The organism is Mesorhizobium sp. YM1C-6-2, assembly GCF_003666685.1.
In the GTDB taxonomy this organism is placed as follows: domain Bacteria; phylum Pseudomonadota; class Alphaproteobacteria; order Rhizobiales; family Rhizobiaceae; genus Mesorhizobium_K.
This window is the reverse complement of record NZ_RCIZ01000004.1, coordinates 419,962-437,756: the sequence shown is the minus strand read 5'-3', so window position 1 is coordinate 437,756 and position 17,795 is coordinate 419,962. Positions and strand designations below refer to the sequence as shown.

19 protein-coding genes are annotated in these 17,795 nt (G+C 65.0%); 16 read left to right on the top strand and 3 right to left on the bottom strand.

The features are described 5' to 3' along the window. The first annotated feature begins 205 nt into the window (after nucleotides 1–205). Together D8676_RS13950 and D8676_RS13945 are read left to right on the top strand one after the other, a co-directional pair. Nucleotides 206–796: an SH3 domain-containing protein gene (locus D8676_RS13950; RefSeq protein WP_121581535.1), complete on the top strand. Its 591-nt coding sequence runs from the start codon at nucleotides 206–208 to the stop codon at nucleotides 794–796. 115 nt (nucleotides 797–911) lie between these two features. Next, nucleotides 912–1,667, top strand: coding sequence for an ABC transporter substrate-binding protein (locus tag D8676_RS13945; protein ID WP_183097096.1), 756 nt, complete (start codon nucleotides 912–914; stop codon nucleotides 1,665–1,667). 11 nt (nucleotides 1,668–1,678) lie between these two features. On the opposite strand, the gene D8676_RS13940 is transcribed toward D8676_RS13945, so the two are convergent. Then, on the bottom strand, nucleotides 1,679–2,104 hold the full coding sequence (locus tag D8676_RS13940; protein ID WP_121581531.1) for a helix-turn-helix domain-containing protein: 426 nt from the start codon (nucleotides 2,102–2,104) through the stop codon (nucleotides 1,679–1,681). 64 nt (nucleotides 2,105–2,168) lie between these two features. Between D8676_RS13940 and D8676_RS13935 the strand changes: the two genes are divergently transcribed. The 7 genes from D8676_RS13935 to D8676_RS13905 all read left to right on the top strand — a co-directional run bounded on the left by D8676_RS13935 (nucleotide 2,169) and on the right by D8676_RS13905 (nucleotide 7,764). Next, nucleotides 2,169–2,906 carry a cation transporter gene (locus tag D8676_RS13935; protein ID WP_121581529.1) on the top strand — a complete coding sequence of 246 codons (738 nt, stop codon included), beginning with the start codon at nucleotides 2,169–2,171 and terminating at the stop codon, nucleotides 2,904–2,906. Nucleotides 2,907–3,160: 254 nt separating this feature from the next. Further along, on the top strand, nucleotides 3,161–3,649 hold the full coding sequence (gene rpsF / locus D8676_RS13930; RefSeq protein ID WP_121581527.1) for a 30S ribosomal protein S6: 489 nt from the start codon (nucleotides 3,161–3,163) through the stop codon (nucleotides 3,647–3,649). Beyond that, complete coding sequence (gene rpsR, locus D8676_RS13925) at nucleotides 3,649–3,897, top strand: 30S ribosomal protein S18 (protein WP_121581525.1); 249 nt, start codon at nucleotides 3,649–3,651, stop codon at nucleotides 3,895–3,897. The genes rpsF and rpsR overlap by 1 nt, the downstream gene beginning before the upstream one ends. A 300-nt stretch (nucleotides 3,898–4,197) precedes the next feature. Further along, a complete protein-coding gene (gene rplI, locus D8676_RS13920; RefSeq protein ID WP_121581523.1) occupies nucleotides 4,198–4,779 on the top strand; it encodes a 50S ribosomal protein L9 in 582 nt (193 codons plus the stop codon). A 175-nt stretch (nucleotides 4,780–4,954) separates the two neighbouring features. Next, nucleotides 4,955–6,277, top strand: a complete 1,323-nt coding sequence (locus tag D8676_RS13915) for a cyclopropane-fatty-acyl-phospholipid synthase family protein (protein WP_121581521.1) — start codon at nucleotides 4,955–4,957, stop codon at nucleotides 6,275–6,277. Nucleotides 6,278–6,464: 187 nt separating this feature from the next. Beyond that, nucleotides 6,465–6,788, top strand: coding sequence for a YnfA family protein (locus D8676_RS13910; protein WP_121581519.1), 324 nt, complete (start codon nucleotides 6,465–6,467; stop codon nucleotides 6,786–6,788). A gap of 1 nt (nucleotide 6,789) precedes the next feature. Next, nucleotides 6,790–7,764 (top strand): small ribosomal subunit Rsm22 family protein, encoded by a 975-nt coding sequence (locus D8676_RS13905; protein ID WP_121581517.1) that lies wholly within the window; start codon nucleotides 6,790–6,792, stop codon nucleotides 7,762–7,764. A gap of 29 nt (nucleotides 7,765–7,793) precedes the next feature. On the opposite strand, the gene D8676_RS13900 is transcribed toward D8676_RS13905, so the two are convergent. Further along, entirely contained in the window at nucleotides 7,794–10,433 is a 2,640-nt protein-coding gene (locus tag D8676_RS13900) for an autotransporter outer membrane beta-barrel domain-containing protein (protein WP_183097095.1), read from the bottom strand. 276 nt (nucleotides 10,434–10,709) lie between these two features. Between D8676_RS13900 and D8676_RS13895 the strand changes: the two genes are divergently transcribed. From D8676_RS13895 to purF, 7 genes are all read left to right on the top strand, one after another. Beyond that, complete coding sequence (locus tag D8676_RS13895; protein WP_121581513.1) at nucleotides 10,710–10,907, top strand: hypothetical protein; 198 nt, start codon at nucleotides 10,710–10,712, stop codon at nucleotides 10,905–10,907. 321 nt (nucleotides 10,908–11,228) lie between these two features. After that, nucleotides 11,229–12,719, top strand: coding sequence for a replicative DNA helicase (locus tag D8676_RS13890; protein ID WP_121581512.1), 1,491 nt, complete (start codon nucleotides 11,229–11,231; stop codon nucleotides 12,717–12,719). Nucleotides 12,720–12,782: 63 nt separating this feature from the next. Beyond that, nucleotides 12,783–13,049 carry a type II toxin-antitoxin system prevent-host-death family antitoxin gene (locus tag D8676_RS13885; protein ID WP_121581510.1) on the top strand — a complete coding sequence of 89 codons (267 nt, stop codon included), beginning with the start codon at nucleotides 12,783–12,785 and terminating at the stop codon, nucleotides 13,047–13,049. A 3-nt stretch (nucleotides 13,050–13,052) separates the two neighbouring features. After that, the gene (locus D8676_RS13880; RefSeq protein ID WP_121581508.1) at nucleotides 13,053–13,493 is read left to right on the top strand and encodes a hypothetical protein; all 441 of its coding nucleotides are present in this window, start codon (nucleotides 13,053–13,055) and stop codon (nucleotides 13,491–13,493) included. A 3-nt stretch (nucleotides 13,494–13,496) separates the two neighbouring features. Next, nucleotides 13,497–14,900: a DNA repair protein RadA gene (radA, locus tag D8676_RS13875; RefSeq protein ID WP_121581506.1), complete on the top strand. Its 1,404-nt coding sequence runs from the start codon at nucleotides 13,497–13,499 to the stop codon at nucleotides 14,898–14,900. A gap of 30 nt (nucleotides 14,901–14,930) precedes the next feature. Continuing rightward, on the top strand, nucleotides 14,931–15,635 hold the full coding sequence (locus D8676_RS13870; protein ID WP_121581504.1) for a CvpA family protein: 705 nt from the start codon (nucleotides 14,931–14,933) through the stop codon (nucleotides 15,633–15,635). Between the two features lie 103 nt (nucleotides 15,636–15,738). Then, complete coding sequence (gene purF, locus D8676_RS13865) at nucleotides 15,739–17,202, top strand: amidophosphoribosyltransferase (RefSeq protein ID WP_121581503.1); 1,464 nt, start codon at nucleotides 15,739–15,741, stop codon at nucleotides 17,200–17,202. Between the two features lie 2 nt (nucleotides 17,203–17,204). Here purF and D8676_RS13860 read toward each other — a convergent pair whose 3' ends face one another. Beyond that, nucleotides 17,205–17,618 (bottom strand): DoxX family protein, encoded by a 414-nt coding sequence (locus D8676_RS13860; protein ID WP_121581501.1) that lies wholly within the window; start codon nucleotides 17,616–17,618, stop codon nucleotides 17,205–17,207. Nucleotides 17,619–17,795: the final 177 nt, after the last annotated feature.

Sequence of the window (17,795 nt, the reverse complement as noted above, 5' to 3'; positions counted from 1 at the left end):
CCCACGCTCGGCATCGCCGATCCAGCCCCCGGCAGCCTGCCTCCCAGGGTCGCTCTTCTATCCGGAGTAATCCGGGCGGCGCTCGTGGGAGCTTACAGTAACCTCTACTCCGGCCGATTGACTCAAGGCCTGAAAGGATGTGGCTGATGACGTCCTGGCTGCGTGAAATGCAGCGGGCGAAGACAGACGTCGGGGGAGTTTCTTGATGAATTTCCTTCAGCGAATTCTGCTTACGACGGCCATGGCGGCAAGCGCGCTGGGTCTGTGGGCCGTCACCGCCAACGCGACGGAACGCGCGACGGTGACCGCCAGCGTCAACCTTCGCGCCGGTCCCGGGTCCAAATTCCAGTCCCTCGGCGTCGTGCCCTCCGGCGCCACGGTCACCGTATATTCCTGCCAGAGCGGATTCGCCTGGTGCAATGTCGCCCATGGCGGCAAGCGAGGGTATCTCGCCGGGCGGTACCTCACCTATGCCGTCCAAGGCGAATATTACCGGGACTCGCTCTACAGCGTAGGCATTTATCTCGGCCTGCCGATCTTCTGGGACGACTACCCGGTCTACAGGCCGCCGGGAAACAGGCCGCCCGACTACAGACCTCCGGGAACCCGTCCGCCCGGAAACAGGCCGCCGGGCTGGCGCCCACCCGGTCAACCGCCGCCCGGCGTTCGGCCACCGCGGCCCAGCCATCCGATCTATCACCCGCCGTCTTTCTCGCGCCCGTCGGTCGGCGGCGGCTTTGGTGGCGGAAGGGGCGGTTTTGGTGGCGGCGGCGGTCGAGGCGGCGGCCGCCGGTAAGTCTACCTAGGACAAGGAGCATGTCATGTTGATGCGAATGCTCGCTCGCTATGCGATCCTTCTGGCCTTGCTGCCGTCGCTCCTGTTCGCGGCGTCAACCGTGCAGGCCGACACGATGGACGCCGTCATCGACAGGGGAACGTTGCGGATTGGCATCGCGGAGGAGGATTTCCTGCCGTGGATCGGCCGCGACAAGGCGGGAAAGCTGCTTGGCTTCGAGGTCGACGTCGCCCACGATCTGGCTCGGGTATTGGGAGTGCGGCCCGAATTCGTCGAAACCCCGTTCGGCGATCTTCTCAACGGTCTGGTCGCCGGCCGCTTCGACGTCGTGATCTCGGCCTATAGCGTCACCGCCGAGCGGGCTCGCCTCGCGCTGTTTTCGGTACCCTACGGGCAGACCGACTACTATCTGCTTCTGGACAACAACAAGCTTCCCAAGAGTGCGTCCGAAGGCGACTACGATGTGGAAGGCTTCAAGATCGGCGTGATCGCGGACACGATCGGCGAGGCCATCTCGGCCCGTTCGTTCACCAAGGCCGAGATCGTTCCCTTTCCCGATGACGAGGCGTCGCGAGATGCGCTCTCCAAAGGCGAAGTCGGGGCTATCATCGCAGCGACCCCGATACCCAATTTCATGATGCTGGCCGAGCCGGACCGGTACGCGATCGGCAGCGAAGCGCTCTTCAGCAGTTCCGAGGCGGTCGCGGTACGTCCGGACTCGCTCCGTTTCGTCAACTTCATCGACGCATGGATCGAGGAGAACCAGGCCAACGGCCGCCTGCAAGCCGCGAGAGAATACTGGTTCGACACCCTCGAGTGGGAACAACGGCTTTCGAAAGGCGATGAACCGGCAGACCAGCCGGCTGAATAGAGTGCAGCAATCTAGAAGTCGTGCAGGCGTCCGTGCCGGTGGCCGCTGTCGGCCAAGGTCTCGATGACGCGGCATTCGGCGACCCTGCCACAGGCGCATTCCTCCACCATGCGCTGCAGTTCCGAGCGCAACGCGGTGAGGCTCGCTATGCGCTTCTCGACCTCGACGAGATGTGTCTTGGCGATCTGGTCGGCGGTCGCGCAGGACTGGTCGGGATCGTCCTGAAGCGAAACCAGCGTCCGGATCGCCTCGACCTCGAAGCCGAGCTCGCGCGAATGCCGGATGAAGGAAAGCCGCGCCACCGCAGCCTTGCCGTAGCGGCGCTGCTGCCCCTCGGTGCGGGGCGGCGCAGGCAGGAGGCCGATCTGCTCGTAATAGCGGATCGTCGGCACCTTCACCCCGGTGCGCCGCGCAAGTTCGCCGATCGACAAATCCATCGAAAAATCCTCTTGAAGCTCTAGTCACTATAGAGATTACGGTGACGACGTAAAAGGAGTCGTAATGTCCGATCATTGCTGCAACCACGGAACCGAAACCCGCTGCGAGCCCCCGCCGCTCGCGCTGTCCGCCTCGAAATCGCCACCTGCCGCCGCAACGGCTGACGCCTGCTGCGCCGGCGGCGTTCCGGTCTTCGACGGCATGGACCCGCGCTACAAGCGCGTGCTGTGGACGGTCATCGCCATCAACGGCGCGATGTTCCTGACCGAGATGATCGCGGGCGAACTCGCCGGATCGCAGGCGCTGAAGGCCGACGCGCTCGACTTCCTCGCCGACACCGTGACCTACGGGCTCAGCCTTGCGGTGATCGGTGCGAGCCTTTCCACGCGGGCGATGGCGGCGCTGTTCAAGGGGTTCTCGCTGTTCGTCATGGCGCTGTGGGTGTTGGGCTCGACCGTCTACCACACGCTCATCCTCGGCGTGCCGAGCGCCGGGATGATGGGGGCGATCGGTTTCCTCGCGCTTGCCGCCAACGTCGCCTCCGTCGGCCTGCTGATGCCCTACAAGGACGGCGACGCCAATGTGCGCTCGGTCTGGCTATGCTCGCGCAACGACGCTATCGGCAATATAGTGGTGATGGCCGCCGCGCTCGGCGTCTGGGGCACGTCGACGGCCTGGCCCGATCTCGCGGTCGCGGCGCTAATGGCCGGCATATTCCTCACCTCGTCGGTACAGATCCTCCGGCAGGCGTGGGCCGAATATCGCCACGGCAGGCGGCTTCATCCTGTCGCAGCCGAATGAGCGCAGGCCTCCAGCCCTTGCCAATTCCGCCCTTCCCTTGTATGGACCGCCGCAATCTGCCGGTCCTGCTGGGGGCTGAACGGAGGGTTGGAGGTTTTCCTCCTCAAGAAGCCAGAAGGTTTCGGCCTCCCGTGTCTCCGCTCTCGACCGTCTCGTAGATGCGCCTTTCTCTCCCGCCAAGCCGGGTTGGACAAGTCGCAGAGGCTTAGCCGCGGGAACCGGACAGGGACGTGAAACGAAAGGCAAAAAGCACAATGGCACTTTACGAGCATGTGTTCCTTGCCCGGCAGGATTTGTCGCAGCAGCAGGTCGATGCACTTGTCGAGCAGTACAAGGGCGTCATCAGCGAAAACGGCGGCAGCGTTGGCCGGGTCGAGAACTGGGGACTGAAGTCCCTCACCTACCGGGTCAACAAGAACCGGAAGGCTTACTACACCCTCATGGACCTCACCTGCCCGCCGGCGGCGCTGAAGGAGATGGAGCGCCAGATGGGCCTCTCCGAGGACGTGCTGCGCTTCATGACCATCAAGGTCGAGGCGCACGAGGAAGGCGTATCCGCCATGATGCAGAAGCGCGAGGAGCGTTCCGAGCGCGGCGATCGCGGTGGCTTCGGCGATCGCGGCCCGCGTTCGTTCGGCGACCGCGACCGTGGCGATCGCGGCCCGCGTTCGTTCGGCGACCGCGATGGCGGCGACCGTGGTCCGCGCCGTCCGCGCGAAGCTGCTGAAGGAGCTGCAGAATAATGGTCGACATCAACCAGATCCCGACCCGGCGTCCGTTCCACCGCCGCCGCAAGACCTGCCCGTTCTCCGGCGCCAACGCCCCGAAGATCGACTACAAGGACGTGCGTCTCCTGCAGCGCTACATCTCCGAGCGCGGCAAGATCGTGCCCTCCCGCATCACGGCGGTCAGCCAGAAGAAGCAGCGCGAGCTCGCCAAGGCGATCAAGCGCGCCCGTTTCCTGGCGCTCCTGCCCTACGTGGTGAAGTGAGACGAATTCCGGCGCGGGCCCAGGTCCGCGCCGGTCTCCTTCCGCGAACGGGCGCGGATGGATGAACATGAAATCCCGAGTTGGGCACTGCCCATGATCCTTGTCCGAAAGGTCCACGACTTTTCGGGGTCATGAGAGGCCCTAACTGCCGACCGGCAGGACAGCGAAAACGGACGCCATTCGTCCCGATTGCTCCCTGCCTTTCAGATCGCGCATGACCCCGGACAGCGACAGGCTTTCCGGACAGGCCTCATGCGAAGAAACAGATTCAACCGCTTGCGGTTCTGAAAGGACAAAACCATGGACGTCATTCTTCTCGAACGCATTTCCCGCCTCGGCCAGATGGGCGAGACCGTCAAGGTCAAGGACGGCTACGCCCGCAACTTCCTGCTGCCGCAGGGCAAGGCGCTGCGCGCCAACGAAGCCAACAAGAAGAAGTTCGAGGGCCAGCGCGCCCAGCTCGAGGCGAGGAACCTCGAGCGCAAGTCCGAAGCAGCCAAGATCGCCGAGACGCTCGACGGCAAGAGCTTCGTCGCCGTCCGCTCGGCCGGCGAAACCGGCCAGCTCTACGGCTCGGTCTCGACGCGCGACATCGCCGACCTGATCACCGCGGAAGGCTTCTCCGTCAACCGCAACCAGATCGAGCTCAACCAGCCGATCAAGACGATCGGCCTCACCAATGTGGCGATCGTGCTGCATCCTGAGGTCGAGGTGACCGTGACGCTCAACGTCGCCCGCTCGACGGAAGAAGCCGAGCGCCAGGCGCAAGGCGAGACGCTGACGACCGCCGAGGCGATCTACGGCGAGGACATCAACGAGAACGCCCGCCCCGATGCCTTCTTCGATCCGAACGCGGAAGAGGCGGCGGGCGAGGAAGCCTGATCGCCGAAAGCCTCTATCTTCTCAACGAAAGCCCGGGTTCGCCCGGGCTTTTTGTTATCCGGTTCAGACAGTTGGCCCGATGTCTGATGCGGCTTTTGTGCCAGAGGGAACTTTTCAAACCGCGACAAATTAGGCACAGTATCCATCCGTTCCTATTGGAGTGGGGTTTATTGCCGTGAATAGAATGTTGAACCGCGTCGTTTCGGGTCTGGTCCTTACCGGGAATCTCAGCATCACCGGTCCGGACGGCAAGAAGCATAGATTTGGCGACGGCACCGGCGACCCGGTGCATATCCACATCAAGACGACGCGGGCGGTGCGCGCGATCGCGCTCGACCCGATGCTTGCGGCTCCCGAATCCTATATGGACGGCGATGTCGACTTCCTCGAGGGCGACACGCTCGACCTGTTGCGCGTGGCCTTCCAGAACATGTCGCCGACGGGCATCGACGCCTTCTGGTCGAAGGCGATCGAAAGCACCCGCAATCTTTTCCGCCGCTTCCAGCAGGTCAACACGACCACCCGCTCCAAGCGCAACGTGCAGCGCCACTACGACCTGTCCGGCGACCTCTACAAGCTCTTCCTCGACAACGACATGCAGTATTCCTGCGCCTATTTCGAGCACCCCGACGTGTCGCTGGAAGAGGCGCAGGCGGCCAAGAAGCGCCACCTGGCAGCCAAGCTGCAGCCGAAGTCCGGCCAGACAGTGCTCGACATCGGCTCGGGCTGGGGCGGCCTCGGCCTCTATCTGGCCAAGACCTTCGACGTCGACGTTCTGGGCGTGACGCTGTCGACCGAGCAGCACGGCGTGTCGACCGAGCGCGCGCAGGCCGAAGGCCTCGAGAATCACGTGCATTTCGAGATCAAGGACTACCGCAACATCTCCGAACGCTTCGACCGCATCGTCTCGGTCGGCATGTTCGAGCATGTCGGCGTCAACCACTATCGCACCTTCTTCGACAAATGCGCGCAGTTGCTGAAGCCAGACGGCGTGATGGTGCTGCATTCGATCGGCCGCAGCGGACCGCCCTACGCGACCAGCGCCTTCATCCGCAAATACATCTTCCCGGGCGGCTACATCCCAGCTTTGTCGGAGGTGCTGCCGTCGATCGAGAAATCGGGGCTGGTGGTCAACGACATCGAGATCCTGCGCCTGCACTACGCCGACACGCTGAAGAACTGGCGCGCCCGCTTCCTCGCCAACCGCGACAAGGCCAAGGCGCTCTACGACGAGCGCTTCTGCCGCATGTGGGATTTCTATCTCGCCGGCTCCGAGGCCGCCTTCCGCTGGCAGGACCTGATGGTGTTCCAGATCCAGCTCACCCGCAAGAACGACACGCTGCCGGTGACGCGCGGCTACATCGAGAAGACCGAGAAAGCGCTGGCGCTGCACGGCACCGCGCATGAGTCGGAACTCACCGCCGACGCGGAGAAGGCCGACGCTTCGAAGCCGAAGAAGGCGCCGGCCAAGCGCAGCAAGGTCGACAAGAAGGCCTGAACACTATGCGCGGGCCGGCCGCTCGGCCCCATATGCTCCAACGCCGTCATCCTCGGGCTTGTCCCGAGGATCTGCGATACGGCGATCGGCCGCGATGACATCGAGACTGCAGTAGCCTACACCCTCAACCCGCAGCAGATTCTCGGGACAAGCCCGAGGATGACGGCAGAGTAACCGGGGACCTGCCATGACCATACCCGTCTTCATCGCGGCCGCCCTTGCCGAAATCGCCGGCTGCTTCGCCTTCTGGGCGTGGTGGCGGCTCGACAAGTCGGCGCTCTGGCTGGTGCCGGGCGTCGCCTCGCTCATCCTGTTCGCCTGGCTGCTGACATTTGCCGACACCAGCGCCGCCGGCCGCGCCTACGCCGCCTATGGCGGCATCTACATAACCGCCTCGCTCGCCTGGCTGTGGCTCGCCGAAGGCGTGCGGCCCGACCGCTGGGACCTGACCGGCGCCGCGATCTGCATCCTCGGCGCCTCGCTCATCCTGTTCGCGCCGCGCGCCGCCTGAGATGGAGCTGCCCTCCCCGCTCCGGCAGGCGGTCGACCGCTTCCTCGAAGGCATACCACTCGACGAGCTGCGCAGCGCGTCCGAGCGGCTCACCCGGCGCTACCGCAGCGAGACGCGCGACGGCCGACAGCATCTCGACGATGTCGCGGCGGTCCGGGCATATCTCGCGGCGCGGCTGCCCGCGACCTATGCGGCGGTGCGCGCCTGCATGGACCATGTCGCCGAAGCCGCGCCGGATTTCGAACCGAAGAGCCTGCTCGACATCGGCGCCGGCCCCGGCACAGTGCTCTGGGCGGCCGCCGACTGCTGGGACGGCATCGAGACGGCGACGATGATCGAGGCGAGTGCGGCCGTGCGCGGCGCCGGCCAGGCGCTTGCCGCGGAGACTGCGCTGCCGGCGTCCGCATGGCTCGCCGGCGACGCGACCGGACCGCTGCCGCCCGTCGAGGCGACCGATCTGGTTACGCTCTCCTACGTGCTCGACGAGCTTCAGCCCGCCGCGATCGGCCCGCTGGTCGAACGGCTGTGGGCGCTGACGTCAGGCCTGTTGCTGATCGTGGAACCCGGCACGCCGGCCGGGTGGTCGCGCATCCTCGCCGCGCGCGACCGGGTGATCGCGGCGGGCGCCCACATCCTCGCCCCCTGCCCGCACGAAAAACCGTGTCCGCTCGCCGCGCCGGACTGGTGCCATTTCTCGCGGCGGGTGGCGCGCACGCGGCTGCATCGCCTCACCAAGAGCGCCGACGTGCCGTGGGAGGACGAAAAGTTCATCTACCTGGCGGCGTCGCGCCTGCCCGCGACCGCCCGCGCACCCCGCATCTTGGCGCCGCCGCGCGCCGGAAAGGGCCGGATCGGGCTGAAACTCTGCCTGCCCAGTGGCGCAGCCAGCGAGGAGACCTTCAGCAAGCGCGACGGCGAACTTTTCCGGCGCATCCGCCGGCTCGACTGGGGCGACAGGCTGCCTGCCGAAGACTGAGCCGGTTGCCCGGGTCGCCGCGCAACCGGCTACCACTGGACCTGGAGCCCGACATTGCCTTCGAATTCGCGACGGCGGTCGCCGTCGACGTCGAAGCTGTAGTCGGCGGTGACGAAGCCGGAGAACTTGTCGGTGAATTTATGGGCGATGCCGCCGCCGAGCTCCAGCATGGTTCCTTCCGACTCGATGTCGATCGGATCGGCGTCGAACCACGTGGTGTCTTCCGTATCGAAGGAGTGCCAGAGATTGGCCTTCAGGTACGGCTTGAACTCGCCGGACGCCGTCTGGAAAGTACCCTGCAGGCGCGCGCCGATGCGGCCGGACAGGCCGTCGTCGGTGTCGAAGCGAACGGCCGACAGCGTGTCGTCCTGATCGTCGAAGGAGATGTCCTGCCAGACGAGCTGCGCCTGCGGCTCCAACGTCCATCCCTGGGAGATGGCGATCGGGACGCCACCCTCCAGCGACAGCGTCAGGGCGTCGCCGTCAGGATCGATGCCGATGCCGCGGTCGGTGCTGGCGTCGCCGCCGAACCATGTGCCCATGACGACCGCGTCGACATACCAGCCGCCGGCGCCGACATGGGTGAGATAGCCGCCGAAGCTGTAGCCGTCGAGGTTGAGGCTGCCGACCTCGATATCGGACTCGCCGAGCACGTTGCCCGCGACATCGCCGTCCAGCCCGGTATAGCCGGCCATCAGGCCGGCGACCGTGCTGCCGCCCGATGCGTTCTCCCAGCGCAGCATGTCGAGACCGGCCTGGATGCCACCGAGCGCGCCGTCCAGCGACGGCGACACCGTGCCCGCCCAGCTCTGGTCGAGGCTCTTGCCGAACACCCTGCCCCAGGCGGCGGAAAAATTCTCGCCGCCATGCAGGAAGGCCTGTTCGCCGCGCCGTTCATGGAAAGTGCCGAGCGTGGCGAGCGCCATGTCTCGGGCGACCGGCGGCAATGCCGAATAGACGGCGGTCTCCGGCCTGATCAACGGTATGCCGGGTTCGTCGGGATTCTGGAGGTCGATCAGCGTCGAGCGGAGATACCAGTTCTCCTCGCTGCCGTCGCTCACGCCACCCCTGAAGAGCAGATATTCGTAGGCGCCGAATGCCACCGGCGCGGCGAGGTCGAACGCGCCGGCAGCGGTCGTCGCGTTGACCGCCTCGACGACGAGGATGCCGTCGGCGCTGGTCTGGGCTCCGCCGCCGCCGAAATTCACGATCTCGAGACCGGTGTTGCCGGTCGCGCTGCCGTCCTGAATGATGAATTTGTCCGACGGCGCGCCGTCGCTTTCGAGCACCGTGTCGAGGCGGATGATGCCGCCGCTGCCGACATAATCGCCGACGACAGTGAACGTATCCGCAGCGCTCGCCGCGCCGTTCGTCAGATCGATGATGCCGGCATTGCCGAGCCTCGCGAGCTGACCATCTGTGAAAGCCCGCACCGCGGCGTTGACGCCATCGCCGGCAAGAAGCGTGCTCGATGCGTCGATCGACAGCTCGCCGGTCCCGGAGGAGGCGTCGCCGAGCACGAGATCGCCGTCGAGCGTGAGCTCCGAAGAAGCGGTGAGCTCGACCGCTTCCCAGTTGAGGTAACGCGACACGGTCGAGGCCTGCGTTCCCTCGAAGATCAGCCTGTCTTCGTTGGGAACGCCATCGACGAGGGTTCCACCGTCGATCACCTGGCCGCCGGTGAAACTGTCCTCGGTCAGGTCGGTGAGCCTCGCGGTGTCGCTGCCGAAGCCCATAAGAATGTTGCCGCCGATCGTCCCTCCACCCTGCCAGACGAAATTGTCCGCGCCCTGGCCGAAGCGGATGCCGCCGCCGATCGTGCCGCCGCTTACCTCGACGCGGTCATTGCCGTCGATGGCGTGATTGGCGGCGGTTTCGTTGAAGGTGACGATCTCGCCGCCGACCTCGCCGCCCATGATACGGATAATGTCGCCACCGCCGCCGCTGTTGCTGCCGGTGTTGATGAAGGTGCCGACCACGGCGGTACCGGATATTTCGATGAGATCGTTGTTCTGGCCGGCGATGATCGACTCTTCGATCTCGCCGCCGGACATGCGCATCTCGTTGTTACCTATCAGGAGGTCGACCGAGCCGATGCGGCCGCCGGTCATCGTCACGATATCGCCATCGGAGAATACGCCGATTATGTGCCCGCCGCTGATATTGGCGATATCCCGCTCGCCGCTCTGGTACAGCGCGCCGATCGTGCCGCCGGTCATGGTGAAATTGTCTTCACCGCCGCCCTGGCTGACAGCCCCGCTGATCGTTCCGCCGCTTATGAAAAAGGCGTCCCGGCCTCCTGCCTGGACGACACTGTTGTCGCTCGCGTCAACGCCATTGATCGCGCCACCGGTCATGATGAACTCGTCATCGCCCTCTCCCTGATCGACCAGGCCCTCGATGGTGCCGGCGTGCATGGTCACCGTGTCGGCGCCGCTGCCGAAGATGACGCTGCCGGTGATGGTTCCACCCGGGGCGTCCATGGTGAGGGAGTTGTCGCCGGCGGTATCCGTAATACCGGCGGCATTGCCGCTATCGCAGACATAGGCGCTGTTGCCAGGCGTAGGCGAGAGGTCGCAAGCTGCCTGAGCAGGCGCGGCTACCAACAGGGACGATACGGGATAAAGACAGCCAGCCGAGCCGGCGAGCAGCAACGCGCGAAAACGCATGGGGCCTCCTGCAATGCGCATGCAGCCTCGACGGCGCCCCAGTGAACCGCCCAGACCTATGTCCCCGCCCCTCACGCCGCATCTGGCCCTTAAGCAGGCGGGTGAAACTTTTCACAACCCAGCGTGGTGATCAACCCAGTCGATTGCAGCAAAGTTAAAGGACAGCGGAATGGCGGGGACGTGGAAAGCAAATGTCTTCTGGACACCGTACGGCGAGGCCACGCATAGTGCCCGCGTCATGTTTGGCGGCGCCAGGCGACATGCGAGGAGGTGAACATGCCCTTGGAGAATGAAAAGTCCAGTTTTCTGCTCAGCAAGCTCAGCGGCCTGGTTCTGATCGTCGTCGGCTTCCTGGTAGCGGCTTCCGGCTACCGGGCCGAATCGACCGGATATATCGTCGGCGGAATCGTCTTGCTGGCGATCGGGATCGCCATCCTTGCCCGCAAGGTGATCAACCGCAATCCTGCCGCCTGACGAGGCTCTGCCGAGCCTACCGGCTCCGCGCAGTTCGGCGGGTGGTGCCGCCTGCCCTGCTGTACACCGGCAGTGTCCGCTGGCTCCCCGCCAGCGAGGCCGTATCGCTGATATGGCAGATATTCTTGTTTTGTTCTCATAATCGCGCTAAAGTTCGAGCTTCGATTCGAGTCAATCCGGATTCGTCACCAGACCACCGATAGGCCGGCATGGCTGTGGACAGCGTGGAGAGTGGGATACGCCAGATCTAATTGAGGGCGGACAGGTTCTTCCACCGCCGACTCCTGATACGGCGAGGATCGGACAGGGATCGGGAAGACAATGGCAGAAGCAGCGCGAAAATTCGAAGTCGCGGAGACACCGCTCTATCGCGAGGCGCCCAACAACATCGAGGCCGAGCAGGCGCTGCTGGGCGCGATCCTGGTCAACAACGACGCCTTCTACCGCGTCTCGGACTTCCTGAAGTCGGGGCATTTCTACGAACCGCTGCACCGGAAGATCTTCGAGGTCTCGGCCGAGCTCATCCGCATGGGCAAGATGGCCAATCCGGTGACGATAAAGACCTTCCTGCCGGCCGACGAGAAGGTCGGCGACATGACCGTCGCGCACTATCTCGCGCGACTGGCGGCGGAAGCGGTCACCGTCATCAACGCCGCCGACTACGGCCGCGCCATCTACGACCTCGCGACGCGCCGCGCGCTGATCACTGTCGGCGAGGACATGGTCAACATCGCCTATGACGCGCCGGTCGACATGAGCCCGTCCGACCAGATCGAGGACGCCGAGCGCAGGCTCTTCGAGCTCGCCGAGACCGGCCGCTACGACGGCGGCTTCGAGAGCTTCACCGACGCCGTGAAGACCGCCGTCGACATGGCGAACGCCGCCTTCATGCGCGACGGGCACCTGTCGGGCATCGCGACGGGCTTGCGCGACCTCGACCGCCGCATGGGCGGCCTGCAGCCCTCCGACCTGATCGTGCTCGCCGGACGCCCCGGCATGGGCAAGACCTCGCTCGTCACCAACATCGCCTACAACATCGCGTCGGTCTACGAACCCGAGCAGCAGGCCGACGGCTCGTTCAAGGCCAAGAACGGCGGCGTCATCGGCTTCTTCTCGCTCGAAATGTCGTCGGAGCAGCTTGCCACCCGCATCATCTCGGAGCAGACCGAAATTCCCTCCTCCAAGATCAGGCGCGGCGAGATCACCGAGACGGATTTCGAAAAACTCGTCGCCTGCTCGCAGATGATGCAGAAGATACCGCTCTTTATCGACCAGACCGGCGGCATCTCGATCGCGCAGCTCGCGGCGCGTGCGCGACGGCTGAAGCGCCAGCGCGGCCTCGACGTCATCGTGATCGACTATATCCAGCTCATGCAGGGCAGCTCCGCGCGCGCCTCGCAGAACCGCGTGCAGGAAATCACCGAGATCACCACCGGGCTGAAGGCGCTCGGCAAGGAGCTCGGCGTGCCGATCATCGCGCTCTCCCAGCTCTCGCGTCAGGTCGAAAGCCGCGACGACAAGCGTCCGCAGCTCTCCGACCTGCGCGAATCCGGCTCGATCGAGCAGGACGCCGACGTGGTGATCTTCGTCTACCGCGAGGAGTACTATCTCAAGAACAAGGAGCCGAAGCCCGGCACCGACGAATACATCAAGTGGGAAGGCGAGATGAACGAGGCGCGCGGCAAGGCCGAGGTCATCATCGCCAAGCAGCGTCACGGACCGACCGGCACCGTCTCGCTTGCCTTTACCGGCGAATTCACCCGCTTCTCCGACCTCGCGGAGGAACACCATTTGCCGGAACGGTATGAGTAGGGCTTTCAAATCTTACGTAATTTACGTATGTTGCGGAATATACGTAAATTACGGAGGCTTGACATGAAATCCCCCGTGAAGGTGAGTTCGGCCGACTTCCAGCGACACTTCGGCCACTACCAAGACATGGCGATGACGCAGCCAGTTGTCGTGATGCGCAACGGACGGGAACGGACGGTGACGGTGTCGATCGAAGAATACCGGCGACTGAAGCGGCGTGATCGGGAAGTGCTGGGACTGGATGACTTCACGGAAGAAGACATTGCAGCCATCGAAGCCTCCGAACCGCCAGAAAGCGCGAAGGCCTTCGATCACGAGTTCGATAACTGACGCGTGGCAAGCCTTCCCAAGCCCACTGCCGGTCTGGTGATCCGTTACAGCTATTTGTGGCGGTCGGACTACCTGCGCGGGCTGGAAGAAGGCCAAAAAGACCGCCCTTGCGCGATTGTCCTTGTGGTGAAGGACGAATTGGCTGGTTCGAGGGTTACGGTTCTTCCTATTACGCATCTGCCTCCTTCCAGACCGGATGAGGCCGTCGAGATTCCAGCCGATACCAAGCATCGTCTTGGCCTGGACGAGGAAAGATCATGGGTAGTTTTGACTGAGGCAAATCGATTCTTGTGGCCGGGACCTGATATCCGGCGCGCTATTCCGGGCAAGCAGGACAGTTTCGCTTTTGGCGAGCTTCCCTATGGTTTGTTTGTGAAAATTAGAGCGGGATTTCTCCTAGCCGCCAGCGCCAAGAAGGCCGCTATGATTACCCGATCCGAGTAGCCCATGGCTAAGTCCCGTACCCAGTTCATCTGCCAGTCCTGCGGCAATGTCAGCTCGCGCTGGGCGGGCAAGTGCGATGCCTGCGGCGAGTGGAACACTATCGTCGAGGAGAACAATGCCGGCGGCATCGGCGGCGGGCCTCAGAGCCTGCGGTCGCCGCGCAAGGGCCGCGCCGTCGCGCTGACCTCGCTGGCGGGCGAGATCGAGGATGCGCCGCGCATCGCCTCGGGCATCGCCGAGCTCGACCGGGCAACCGGCGGCGGCTTCGTGCGGGGATCGGCGATCCTCGTCGGCGGCGACCCCGGCATCGGCAAGTCGACGCTCCTGATGCAGGCGGCGGCGGCTCTCGCCGGCAAGGGCCACCGTATCGTCTATGTCTCCGGCGAGGAGGCCGTCGCGCAGGTCAGGCTGCGCGCGCAGCGGCTGGGCGTCGCCGGCGCGCCGGTGGAACTCGCCGCCGAAACCAATGTCGAGGACATCCTGGCGACGCTCGCGGAAGGCAAGCGGCCCGACCTCGTCATCCTCGATTCCATCCAGACGCTGTGGACCGACCTCGCCGAATCGGCGCCCGGCACCGTCACCCAGGTGCGCGCGGCGGCGCAGACCGTCATCCGCTACGCCAAGTCGACGGGCGCGGCGGTGGTTCTCGTCGGCCATGTCACCAAGGAAGGCCAGATCGCCGGCCCGCGCGTCGTCGAGCACATGGTCGACGCCGTGCTCTATTTCGAGGGCGAAGGCGGCCACCATTTCCGCATCCTGCGGGCGGTGAAGAACCGTTTCGGGCCCACCGACGAGATCGGCGTCTTCGAGATGTCCGACAAGGGCCTGCGCGAGGTCTCCAATCCGTCGGAGCTCTTCCTCGGCGAGCGCCACGCCAAGGCGCCGGGAGCCGCCGTCTTCGCCGGCATGGAAGGCACGAGGCCGGTTCTTGTGGAAATCCAGGCGCTGGTCGCCCCTTCCCCGCTCGGCACGCCGCGCCGCGCCGTGGTCGGCTGGGACCAGCCGCGGCTCGCCATGGTGCTGGCCGTGCTGGAAGCCCATTGCGGCGTGCGTTTCGCCACCCACGACGTCTATCTGAACGTCGCCGGCGGCTACCGCATCTCCGAGCCGGCGGCCGATCTGGCGGTGGCCGCCGCGCTGGTGTCGTCGCTTACCGGTCTTGCCCTTCCCGCCGATTGCGTCTATTTCGGCGAAATCAGCCTTTCGGGCGCCATACGGCCGGTTGCACATGCACAACAACGGCTAAAGGAGGCCGAAAAGCTGGGGTTCGGGCAAGCGGTTCTACCGCAGGGGAGCGAGGAACCGTCAGGCTCGATGGCTGGCAAGTCCTTCCAGCCGGGGATGCTGACCGACCTCGTGATTCGTATAGCAGGGTCCAAGCGCGGCCGCGCCGACGATCCGGACTGATGCCAGTCATCCAAGGAGTGGGGCCGCACCATGCCGATTACGCTGCTTGACGGAATTCTCGTCGGCTTCACCCTCGTCTCGGCGATGCTCGCCATGGTTCGCGGCCTGTCGCGGGAAATCCTGTCGATCGCGTCCTGGATCGCGGCGGCGGCTGCCGCCTTCTTCCTCTATCCGCTCGTGCTGCCCTATGTGCAGCCCTATATCGACAACAAGCAGGTCGCGATGGTGGCGGCGGCCGGCGTCGTGTTCGTGGTCGCGCTGATCATCGTCACGCTGATCACGATGAAGATCGCCGACTGGATCATCGATTCGCGCATCGGCGCGCTCGACCGCACGCTCGGCTTCCTCTACGGCGCGGCGCGCGGCATCCTGGTCGTCGCTGTCGGCCTGCTGTTCTTCAACTGGCTGGTCGGGGTCAACACGCCCGCCTGGATCGCCAACGCCAAGTCGCGGCCGCTGCTGGAATCGATCGGCGCCACGCTGGAAGGCCTGCTTCCCGACGACCCCGAGAACTCGATCCTGAAGCGCCTGTCGCCCGGCGAACCCGAGGCCGAGCAGGGGGCACCGGCTGCGGACGCGCCCGCCACGCAGCAGGCTCCAGCCGAGACCGCGCCCAGCGAGATCGCGCCCGACGAGATCGTCCCCGACGAAGCGCCCATGGATGCGCCGGAGGAAGGCCCCGCCGACGTGCTGCCCGACGAGGCCCCGGACGAATCGGCGCCGCCAGCCGAATAAGGCCGGCAACCACGCCAGGCAGGCGGGTAATAAGGCTGTGATGACTGGTGGCGCGCGAGGCCGCGCTGCCTTATATGTCCGTTTTCTGACGAGAGAGCGCCCCATGGCAGATGCTTCCTTGCTGGCCGAGGCCGACGATCATTTTCATGACGAATGCGGCGTGTTCGGCATATTCGGACGGCAGGACGCCGCGGCGATCGTCACGCTCGGCCTGCATGCGCTGCAGCACCGCGGCCAGGAGGCGGCAGGCATCGTCTCCTATGACGGCTCGCAGTTTCACGTCGAACGCCATGTCGGCCTGATCGGCGACACCTTCACCAAGCCGGCGGTCATCGAAAGGCTGAAGGGCAGCCGCGCCATCGGCCACACCCGCTACGCCACCACCGGCGGCACCGGCCTGCGCAACGTGCAGCCGCTGTTCGCCGAACTCGCCGAGGGCGGCCTCGCCATCGCCCACAACGGCAATCTGACCAACGCCATGACGGTGCAGCGCTCGCTGCAGAAGCAGGGCGCGATCTTCTCCTCGACCTCCGACACCGAGACGCTCCTGCATCTCGTCGCCTTCAGCAAGGAGCGCGACATCAATTCGCGCTTCATCGACGCGGTGCGCCAGGTCGAGGGCGCCTTCTCACTGGTCGCGCTGACCTCCAAGAAGATGATCGGCTGCCGCGACCCGCTCGGCATCCGCCCGCTGGTGCTCGGCGACCTCGACGGCGCCTGGATCCTGGCCTCCGAGACCTGCGCGCTCGATATCATCGGGGCGCGCTTCGTGCGCGACCTGAAGCCCGGCGAGATGGTGATCATCACGCCCAAGGGCATCGAGAGCATCTTTCCGTTCGAGCCGCAGAAGCCGCGCTTCTGCATCTTCGAATATGTCTATTTCGCGAGGCCCGATTCCTCGGTCGAGGGCCGCAACGTCTATGACGTCAGGAAACGCATCGGCGCGGAACTGGCTATCGAGAACCCGGTCGAGGCGGACATCGTGGTGCCGGTTCCGGACTCCGGCACGCCGGCGGCCATCGGCTTCTCGCAGCAGGCCGACATCCCCTTCGAGCTCGGCATCATCCGCAACCACTATGTCGGCCGTACCTTCATCCAGCCGACCGATTCCATCCGCCACATGGGCGTCAAGCTGAAGCACAACGCCAACCGCCGCATGATCGAAGGCAAGCGCGTCGTGCTGGTCGACGATTCGATCGTGCGCGGCACCACCTCGCAGAAGATCGTGCAGATGGTGCGCGACGCCGGCGCCAAGGAGGTGCATATGCGCATCGCCTCGCCGCCGACCCGCTCCTCCTGCTTCTACGGCGTCGACACGCCGGAAACGTCCAAGCTCCTGGCATCGCGCATGTCGATCGAGGAGATGGCCGAGTTCATCCGCGTCGATTCGCTGGGCTTCCTGTCGATCGACGGGCTCTACCGCGCCGTCGGCGAGGCCCAGCGCAACGAGGAGCAGCCGCAGTTCTGCGACGCCTGCTTCACCACGCAGTATCCGACGAGGCTGCTCGATCACGAGGGTTCGGACAATGTCCGCACGCTCTCCGTCCTCGCGGCGGGCAGCCAGTAACGCTACGCAGCGACTTCTTCCCGCCAGATCAGGCCTTTGCGGACAGCCAGGACGCTGCCCGGACCGTGGACGGCTGCGTAGAGCAGCCCGGCCAGGAAGGTGAAGTGATCGACGAAGAAGCCGAACTCGGCCTGGTTTCCTTCCCAGTGCGAAGGGCCGTGGAAGGAAAAGGCGAGGAAGATCACGTAGATGCCGGCGAGCAGCGCCGCCTCCGAGAAGAAGGCGCCGGTCAGGAAGGCGAGCACCAGCGCCACCTCGAATATCGCCGCGAGCCAGGCAAGCAGCAGCGGAAAAGGAAAGCCGGCGGCGGCGATGTAGCCGGCCGTGTCAGGCATTCCGGCGAACTTGAACGCTGCCGCCATGGCGAAGGCGCCGGCAAAGATCAGCCTGGCGATCAGGATTGCCGCGGTTCTCATCGTCTGTCCTCCATCAAGGTGATTTGTTTGATGACGAATGGCGGACCGTCGTTTCGACATCGTCCTGCCGAAAATTCCGACCGCCGGAAAGAAAGGCCCGCGCCGGCGTCGGCAGGGTTTCGCCGGATGCAAATTCGTCCTATCTGGTGCGGCTTCAGGCACCGCCAGAACTGGATG

What these genes read in the sequence shown, in the direction of transcription:
- rpsR (WP_121581525.1), top strand. Translation starts at nt 3,649, where the DNA reads ATGGTCGACATCAACCAGATCCCGACCCGGCGTCCGTTCCACCGCCGC.
- D8676_RS13940 (WP_121581531.1), bottom strand. Translation starts at nt 2,104, where the DNA reads ATGGATTTGTCGATCGGCGAACTTGCGCGGCGCACCGGGGTGAAGGTG.
- D8676_RS13900 (WP_183097095.1), bottom strand. Translation starts at nt 10,433, where the DNA reads ATGCGTTTTCGCGCGTTGCTGCTCGCCGGCTCGGCTGGCTGTCTTTAT.
- rpsF (WP_121581527.1), top strand. Translation starts at nt 3,161, where the DNA reads ATGGCACTTTACGAGCATGTGTTCCTTGCCCGGCAGGATTTGTCGCAG.
- D8676_RS13890 (WP_121581512.1), top strand. Translation starts at nt 11,229, where the DNA reads ATGGCAGAAGCAGCGCGAAAATTCGAAGTCGCGGAGACACCGCTCTAT.
- D8676_RS13905 (WP_121581517.1), top strand. Translation starts at nt 6,790, where the DNA reads ATGGAGCTGCCCTCCCCGCTCCGGCAGGCGGTCGACCGCTTCCTCGAA.
- D8676_RS13935 (WP_121581529.1), top strand. Translation starts at nt 2,169, where the DNA reads ATGTCCGATCATTGCTGCAACCACGGAACCGAAACCCGCTGCGAGCCC.
- D8676_RS13950 (WP_121581535.1), top strand. Translation starts at nt 206, where the DNA reads ATGAATTTCCTTCAGCGAATTCTGCTTACGACGGCCATGGCGGCAAGC.
- D8676_RS13910 (WP_121581519.1), top strand. Translation starts at nt 6,465, where the DNA reads ATGACCATACCCGTCTTCATCGCGGCCGCCCTTGCCGAAATCGCCGGC.
- D8676_RS13895 (WP_121581513.1), top strand. Translation starts at nt 10,710, where the DNA reads ATGCCCTTGGAGAATGAAAAGTCCAGTTTTCTGCTCAGCAAGCTCAGC.
- D8676_RS13870 (WP_121581504.1), top strand. Translation starts at nt 14,931, where the DNA reads ATGCCGATTACGCTGCTTGACGGAATTCTCGTCGGCTTCACCCTCGTC.
- D8676_RS13885 (WP_121581510.1), top strand. Translation starts at nt 12,783, where the DNA reads ATGAAATCCCCCGTGAAGGTGAGTTCGGCCGACTTCCAGCGACACTTC.
- radA (WP_121581506.1), top strand. Translation starts at nt 13,497, where the DNA reads ATGGCTAAGTCCCGTACCCAGTTCATCTGCCAGTCCTGCGGCAATGTC.
- rplI (WP_121581523.1), top strand. Translation starts at nt 4,198, where the DNA reads ATGGACGTCATTCTTCTCGAACGCATTTCCCGCCTCGGCCAGATGGGC.
- D8676_RS13945 (WP_183097096.1), top strand. Translation starts at nt 912, where the DNA reads ATGGACGCCGTCATCGACAGGGGAACGTTGCGGATTGGCATCGCGGAG.
- purF (WP_121581503.1), top strand. Translation starts at nt 15,739, where the DNA reads ATGGCAGATGCTTCCTTGCTGGCCGAGGCCGACGATCATTTTCATGAC.
- D8676_RS13860 (WP_121581501.1), bottom strand. Translation starts at nt 17,618, where the DNA reads ATGAGAACCGCGGCAATCCTGATCGCCAGGCTGATCTTTGCCGGCGCC.